7 protein-coding genes are annotated in these 6,843 nt (G+C 52.8%); 4 read left to right on the top strand and 3 right to left on the bottom strand.

The window, feature by feature from the left end; all coding sequences use genetic code 11:
- The first annotated feature begins 131 nt into the window (after nucleotides 1-131).
- From BLW10_RS13225 to serB, 4 genes are all read left to right on the top strand, one after another.
- A complete protein-coding gene (locus BLW10_RS13225) occupies nucleotides 132-302 on the top strand; it encodes a hypothetical protein (protein WP_177169074.1) in 171 nt (56 codons plus the stop codon).
- Between the two features lie 129 nt (nucleotides 303-431).
- A complete protein-coding gene (gene pmbA / locus BLW10_RS13220) occupies nucleotides 432-1,781 on the top strand; it encodes a metalloprotease PmbA (protein ID WP_091335453.1) in 1,350 nt (449 codons plus the stop codon).
- 156 nt (nucleotides 1,782-1,937) lie between these two features.
- Nucleotides 1,938-2,399: a DUF29 domain-containing protein gene (locus tag BLW10_RS13215; RefSeq protein ID WP_091335449.1), complete on the top strand. Its 462-nt coding sequence runs from the start codon at nucleotides 1,938-1,940 to the stop codon at nucleotides 2,397-2,399.
- Nucleotides 2,396-3,616 carry a phosphoserine phosphatase SerB gene (serB, locus tag BLW10_RS13210; protein ID WP_091335445.1) on the top strand — a complete coding sequence of 407 codons (1,221 nt, stop codon included), beginning with the start codon at nucleotides 2,396-2,398 and terminating at the stop codon, nucleotides 3,614-3,616. The genes BLW10_RS13215 and serB overlap by 4 nt, the downstream gene beginning before the upstream one ends.
- A gap of 111 nt (nucleotides 3,617-3,727) precedes the next feature.
- Here the strand turns inward: serB and BLW10_RS13205 are convergent, their stop codons facing one another.
- From BLW10_RS13205 to BLW10_RS13195, 3 genes are all read right to left on the bottom strand, one after another.
- Nucleotides 3,728-4,822 carry a TRAP transporter substrate-binding protein gene (locus tag BLW10_RS13205; RefSeq protein ID WP_091335442.1) on the bottom strand — a complete coding sequence of 365 codons (1,095 nt, stop codon included), beginning with the start codon at nucleotides 4,820-4,822 and terminating at the stop codon, nucleotides 3,728-3,730.
- A gap of 86 nt (nucleotides 4,823-4,908) precedes the next feature.
- Nucleotides 4,909-5,391 carry a Crp/Fnr family transcriptional regulator gene (locus BLW10_RS13200; RefSeq protein ID WP_091335439.1) on the bottom strand — a complete coding sequence of 161 codons (483 nt, stop codon included), beginning with the start codon at nucleotides 5,389-5,391 and terminating at the stop codon, nucleotides 4,909-4,911.
- 90 nt (nucleotides 5,392-5,481) lie between these two features.
- Entirely contained in the window at nucleotides 5,482-6,348 is an 867-nt protein-coding gene (locus tag BLW10_RS13195; protein ID WP_091335436.1) for a RepB family plasmid replication initiator protein, read from the bottom strand.
- Nucleotides 6,349-6,843 lie beyond the last annotated feature (495 nt).

Here is a 6,843-nt window from a genome sequence, read left to right as displayed (position 1 = left end):
TTTTTTCTGAAGTCATATTCACGATATGAGTGGGGTTAATTAACTCGCAAAATTTGCCATATTCTCGAAAAAATCTACTTCAAAATCAATAGTTTAGTTTTTAGACAGTCTCTAAAGCTGAGACTTGGATTTTGCATTCGCCGCAGGATGCAGATGTACCCTATGCGGATTCTGAACAATTGGTGCAGCATAGTGATTTACCGGCAACGCGCTTGATTACAACTGGCGTCGATCATCGGTTAATTGATGCGGATTCGCTCGCATTGTTGCAGTCGCTGTGTGAGCGGTTGGGTGCTTCTTAAATCCTTCGGATTGTGGCACTACCGTGCGCAACGCAGATCGCGCCGGTTGCGGGGATGAGCTAGACTGCGCGTCCGAATTGAACAACGCCGCATCATTTCAAATTCAGCCTACCTATTTCAGATTGCACTATGCCCATCTTGACCACTGAGGACACCGCCGAGCGTCTAGCGCGGCTGCAACAGATCATTGAAGACCTGCTTAAAGAAGCCAAGCGCCAGGGCGCGAGCGCCGCTGAAGCCTCAGTCGGCGGCAGCAGCGGCCTAGAAGTCGCAGTGCGACTCGGCGAGGTCGAAACTGTCGAACACACCCGCGACAACGGCTTAGGCATTACGCTCTATTTTGGCCATCGCAAAGGTTCGGCCAGTACCTCCGATCTCAGCCCAGCCGCCGTGCGCGATGCCGTCAGCGCCGCCCGCGCCATCGCCGAACACACCCAAGATGACCCCTGCGCCCATCTTGCCCCGCCGGAACTCATGGCCACGACCATGCCGCAGCTTGATCTCTGTCATCCGTGGGCGATTGCGGTCGAGCAGGCGCTAGAGCTGGCCATTGCCTGCGAGGATGCCGCCCGCGCCTACGATCCGCGCATCGTCAACTCCGAGGGCGCGAGCTTTTCGACCCATCTCGGCATTCATGTCGCTGGCAACACGCACGGCTTTCTCGGCGGCTACCCGACCACACGCCACAGTCTCAACTGCGCCGTGATCGGGCAGGACGGCGAGCAGATGCAGCGCGATTACTGGTGGACGACTGCCCGCGCCCCGTCTGATCTGGATGCAGCGCGGACGGTTGGCGAACGTGCCGCCGCCCGCACCGTAGCGCGTCTCGGCGCACGGCGACTCACCACCCGCGAAGCGCCAGTGCTGTTTTGTGCTGAGGTCGCCACCGGACTGCTACGGAGCTTCGTCTCGGCGATCAATGGGGCCAGTCTTTATCGGCGCTCTAGCTTTCTGCTCGACCAACTCGGCGCACGTATCTTTCCCGAATTTGTGCGCATCCACGAACAACCGCATCTATTGCGTGGACTAGCCAGCGCCCCCTATGACGGCGACGGCGTAGCGACCTCGGCAAAAGATTTGGTGCGCGATGGGGTGCTGCAAACCTATGTGCTCGACACCTATTCGGGCTGTCGGCTTGGACTGCCGACGACAGGTAATGCCGGCGGCGTGCGCAATTTGATGATTGACATGGGTACACTCGACCGAGCGGCGCTGCTACGCGAAATGGGTAGCGGGTTGCTGGTGACTGAATTGATGGGGCATGGTGTTAATTCAGTGACCGGCGATTATTCACGCGGTGCTTCGGGTTTTTGGGTCGAGCAGGGTGAAATTCAGTATCCGGTTGAAGAAATCACCATTGCGGGCAATCTCAAACAGATGTTTGCCAATTTAATTGCCGTCGGCAATGATTGCGATTTTCCGGGTAGCACTCGCACCGGCTCGTGGTTAATTGAACGGATGACGATTGCTGGAGAATAACCTTTCCGTAATCGGGACGGTGTTGAATAGACAGGATTAACCGGATTTTTCAGGATGTACAGGACATGCCTAATGATTTAAAAATCCTGTCAATCTTGAAAAATTTTGTTAATCCTGTCTATTTTTTCTGAATGCGCCGCAATCTGAGCCGCACACATGACAAGCAGCGTGACCTACGAACAAGATGTGATTGCTTGGGCTAATGAACAAGCGCGACGCTTACGCGCCGGTGAATTCGACCAGCTCGATATTGAACATCTGGCTGAGGAAATCGAAGACGTGGGCAAAAGCGAACAGCGTGAATTAGCCAGCCGCATGGCGATCTTGCTCATGCACCTTTTGAAATGGTCATATCAACCTGCGCGGCGCGGTCGCAGTTGGGACGCAACAATTCGGATTCAACGTCAGAGTATTGAACGACGTTTACAGCGCACCCCAAGTCTGAAACACAGTTTGAATGAAAGCGACTGGTGGGAGGATGTCTGGGCCGATGCGCGTGCTCTGGCAATTCAGGAAACTGGTTTAACCGACTTTCCGCCGCACTGTCCTTGGTCGCTTGCCGCGATTCTCGATTTACAGTGGCTGCCAACTGAACACGTAACGAAAGAAAAACCATGAGCGAAATCGTCCTCATCAATGTCACCGGCGAAGACCGCCCGGGCATCACCGCTGCCCTGACTGCCATTCTTGCCCGCTATCAGGTGCCGATTTTGGACATCGGCCAATCGACTATTCACAACGCACTGGCGCTGGGACTAATGGTCGAGCTGCCACGCAGCGGCGGTGAGTGCGGCGTATTTAAGGAATTGCTGTTTAGTGCGCATCGTCTTGGACTCGACATGCGGTTTACACCGATTGCTGATGACGATTATGAAAGCTGGGTGCAGGAACAGGGCCAGCCGCGCCATATTTTGACGTTAGTCGGGCGTGAAATTGCCGCCGAACACATCGCTCGCGTGGCTGCTGTCGTCGCCGAGCGTGGGCTCAACGTGGATCGCATCACCCGTCTCACTGGGCGCATCTCGCGGCAGGCGCGGGCAGCGGCGGCGCTGGCTTCGGTGGAGCTTTCGGTGCGCGGTGCTGTACCCGATTTGACGGATCTGCACGGCGCACTGCTGGCGCTTGGGCGTGGTTTAGATGTGGATATTTCGGTGCAGGAAGACGATATTTTTCGGCGTAATCGGCGTTTGGTGTGCTTCGATATGGATTCGACGCTGATTCAAACTGAAGTGATTGATGAATTAGCGGCAGCGGCGGGCGTCGGCGCTGAAGTTGCAGCAATTACTGAAGCGGCAATGCGCGGCGAACTCGATTTTAAAGAGAGTTTTCGGCAACGTATGGCACTGTTAAAAGGGCTAGATGAAGCAGTTTTAGCAGAAATTGCCGCACGTTTGCCAATTACTGAGGGCGCAGATCGCTTGATTGCTACGCTCAAACAACTCGGCTATAAAATTGCGATTTTATCCGGTGGTTTTACCTACTTTGCTGAACAGCTACAACGGCGTTTTGGGATTGATTATGTTCATGCCAATCGGCTGGAATTTCGCGACGGTCAATTAACCGGCGCTGTGTCAGGTGACATTGTCGATGGCGCACGCAAAGCCGAATTATTACGTGAGATTGCCGCTCGCGAGGGCATTCGATTAGAACAGGTTATTGCCGTCGGCGATGGTGCGAATGATTTGCCGATGTTGGCGATTGCTGGACTTGGCATTGCCTTTCATGCCAAACCGATTGTCACTGAACAGGCGCGTCATGCGATTGCAACAGTTGGATTAGATGCCATTCTCTATTTATTGGGAATGCGTGATCGGGATGTCGAAGCCCTGTCATAATTCATTATTCTTTATTGTCCTTGATTAAATCTGGTCACGAAGCTCCGGTTTCGTGACTATTTTATTTTGAGGTGACAAAGCTAGAGCTTTGTCACCAAACTGCTTGCAGATTTATTTCTTCCGCCGCACCGCCTGCCGCAAATTCGCCATCGGCGATTCCGCGACCCCCCACCACGCATCAGAACGGTCTTGAAATGCCATCATTGACGTATAAATCTTTTTGAATGACTGATTTTTCTCAGCCTCTTCTGTATAAACTTGATGTGCTATTTCATAGGCTTTCAGTAGCACATCATCTGGAAAACGTCGCAATTCTGCGCCATTCGCCAACAAGCGTTGTAGCGCGGGCGGGTTCTTTGCATCATAAGCGGCCAGCATTTCCATGTGCGCATCGCGTGCCGCAACCTCAAATGCCGATTGATAACTCGGCGGCAGCGATTCCCATTGCGCTTTATTGACATAAAAGACCAGATGGGTTCCGGTTTCCCACCAGCCCGGATAATAATAATACTTGGCGACTTTTTGAAAGCCGAGTTTTTCATCATCATAGGGCACTGTCCATTCAGCGGCATCAATGGCCCCGCGCTCAAGTGCCGGATAAATCTCACCGCCTGGCAGTGATTGCGGCACCGCGCCGAGACGCGAAAAAATCTCCGCGCCAAAGCCAGGAATGCGTATCTTCAATCCCTGTAGATCGGCGAGTGATTGAATTTCTTTTCGATACCAGCCGCCCATTTGCGCCCCGGTACTGCCGCCCGGAAAATTGAGCACATTATATTCGGCAAATAGCTCGCGCAGCAGCGTCATGCCTTCATCGGCCATCACCCATGAAATCAATTGGCGTGTATTTAAGCCAAAGGGCATTGTGGTTTCGAGCGCCAGTGCTTTATTTTTGCCGTAATAATAATATGAGGCGCTATGTCCGCATTCGACGGTATTTTGTTGCACCGCATCGAGCACCCCAAAGGCGGGCACCAATTCGCCACCTGCAAAGACGCGAATTTCAAAGCGTCCATCGGTTAGTGCCGCAACGCGCTTGGCCAGCGTTTCTGCGCCGCCATAAATTGTATCGAGGCTTTTGGGAAAGCTCGAAGCCAAGCGCCATTTAATGTGCGGTCTATCTTCGGCCTGAGTCGGGCGGGCAATGCTGGCTCCGGCGATCATTGCACCAACTCCAGCCGTTTTCAAAAAATCACGTCGTTGCATGGCTGTCGTCCTCGTGTTTATTATGGGGAAAGTGGAATCAAATTGTTAGGCGTTATAAAGCGTTTTATATTAAACGCATTCAGTTATCAGTAACGCCCGCCGCTTTTGAGCAAATAATTGCGCATTTCAGCACTTTCTAAATTCATGCGCATTAAATTGCTATGTGTAATGCGGAAAATGGCACGCATCACTTTAAAAACCAGACGCGGCTGGGTGTCAATTAGCGCCTCAAAATCATCGGGTTCGAGTGTTAAAACGCTAATCGGCTCTTCAGCGCGAAGCGCAGCACGGCGTGGCGTGCCATCAATAAATGCGCGTGTTCCGGCGCATTCACCTGGGCGCATTTGATAAACAGTTTCTTCAATACCGCCGACGGATTTACAGACGCATAACCGACCACGCGCTAAAATAAACAGCGTGCGCCGGTCTTCATCTTCATCAACTAGGGTTTCACCTGCCTGCACTGTAATTAAACCGAGGCGGGCGGCGAGGGTTTGACATTCGTCAGCATTTAATTCACTGCCGAGCGCGGAACTAGCGAGGGCGTGCGCTTTATCGATAGCCTGCATAAAAAAACTCCGGTATCACAAAGGAATGCGCAGGGCGCGGTGTAGCTGTGTGCTATCAGTTTAACCGAACCTCCCACCACTCACGCTCCATCATCCTAACAGCCGTCCAGCCGTATCCTGCTGCTCCTGCTTGCGCCCTAACCGCTCCCAAGCCTCCTCCCAGCTCTCGCCCGGATAGGCGTGCTGTTCGACATAGGCACGGGTGAGCTTGAGCGTAGCGGGCTTGAGCGTGGTCAGAGCAGTGGTCGGCGGGGCGTCAGCCTGCGGTTTGGGGCCGAAGGTGAAGGTCAGGGCATGCACCACGCGCCCGCGTTTATGCTGCTCCCAGTTAACCCACAGATCGCTATGCGTGTTGATCTGGTCGATGGCCGGATTGAGGACACGCGCCTTGAGGTCACGGATATTGGGATATTTATCGCCAAGCTCAAAGCGTTCCCGCAACCAATTGATTTCAACCGTGCGCGTTCCAGCTTCGCGCCACTGAATCAGCAATTCATAGAGCCGGATCGCATAGATCGAGGTCATGGGCGCGACATGCTCCAGACGGTAACTGGAAAACTTGCGCTTGAGCTGACTGAGAAACGGCAGGATCGCTGGCGCAAAAATTAGTTCAATCGCGCCACGACTCGGCAGATAGCGGATGCTGGCCACCCAGCGCGTTCGCAAATGCGAGACATCCGGGCGCTCTGGATCGGGATTGCAGATGACTACGGATCGTTCATAGAGGCGTTCGGCCACATGAATCAGCAGTTCGTAAGCCTGATCGCGTGGCAGATTATACGAGTTGGCAATCTCGCTGGCCGTGATTGTGTGACAAATTCCGTGTTGCAAGATTGCCCGACTGTCGATACGCGCCAGTGTCAAGAGCAACAATCGCTGCTCTGACAGACTGAGCATGTAGGTCGCCTCAATGAGATGGTTGTCTTTAGAAACAATCAGTGTGTTTAACCGAGGCATCGACAATAGTGTGGCATGAAGATTTTTGCGTCTCATAATACGCGGAATTTGTCACATCGAGACGCGGAATTTGTCACATTAAAACGCGGAATTTGTCTCACAATGCTCGGAATTTGTCTCATTATGTCGCCAAAAAGCCTTTAAAATCATGGGCTTGGACGCCTTAAAACAAGATTAAAATATAAAAAAGAAAAGCGCCCGAGGGCGCACACCGCACAATCTGCCCGAATCGTCCCCTCCCGCTCACTCACCAGTCACCCTGCTGACACCCCCGCTCAAGCGTAGATGGAGCGGGTACCGTGACCAATTGCACAGCCATCAAGCATCGCGCATCGCTCAAAATGAGAGCAGGCGATCAGGCGCTGCTGTTTTTTACAATAGACTTGTACCGCACGCTAACTTAGAGGCTGTCTAAAAACTAAACTATTGATTTTGAAGTAGATTTTTTCGAGAATATGGCAAATTTTGCGAGTTAATTAACATCACTCATATCGT

Source organism: Allochromatium warmingii, from assembly GCF_900107145.1.
Classification (GTDB): Bacteria; Pseudomonadota; Gammaproteobacteria; order Chromatiales; family Chromatiaceae; genus Thermochromatium; species Thermochromatium warmingii.
The sequence above is the reverse complement of the archived record's forward strand: the minus strand, read 5'-3'. Positions and strand labels throughout refer to the sequence as shown.

Excerpts from the sequence above, each read along its gene's own strand:
- BLW10_RS13205 (WP_091335442.1), bottom strand. The coding sequence starts at position 4,822 with ATGCAACGACGTGATTTTTTGAAAACGGCTGGAGTTGGTGCAATGATC.
- serB (WP_091335445.1), top strand. The coding sequence starts at position 2,396 with ATGAGCGAAATCGTCCTCATCAATGTCACCGGCGAAGACCGCCCGGGC.
- BLW10_RS13195 (WP_091335436.1), bottom strand. The coding sequence starts at position 6,348 with ATGCCTCGGTTAAACACACTGATTGTTTCTAAAGACAACCATCTCATT.
- BLW10_RS13215 (WP_091335449.1), top strand. The coding sequence starts at position 1,938 with ATGACAAGCAGCGTGACCTACGAACAAGATGTGATTGCTTGGGCTAAT.
- pmbA (WP_091335453.1), top strand. The coding sequence starts at position 432 with ATGCCCATCTTGACCACTGAGGACACCGCCGAGCGTCTAGCGCGGCTG.
- BLW10_RS13200 (WP_091335439.1), bottom strand. The coding sequence starts at position 5,391 with ATGCAGGCTATCGATAAAGCGCACGCCCTCGCTAGTTCCGCGCTCGGC.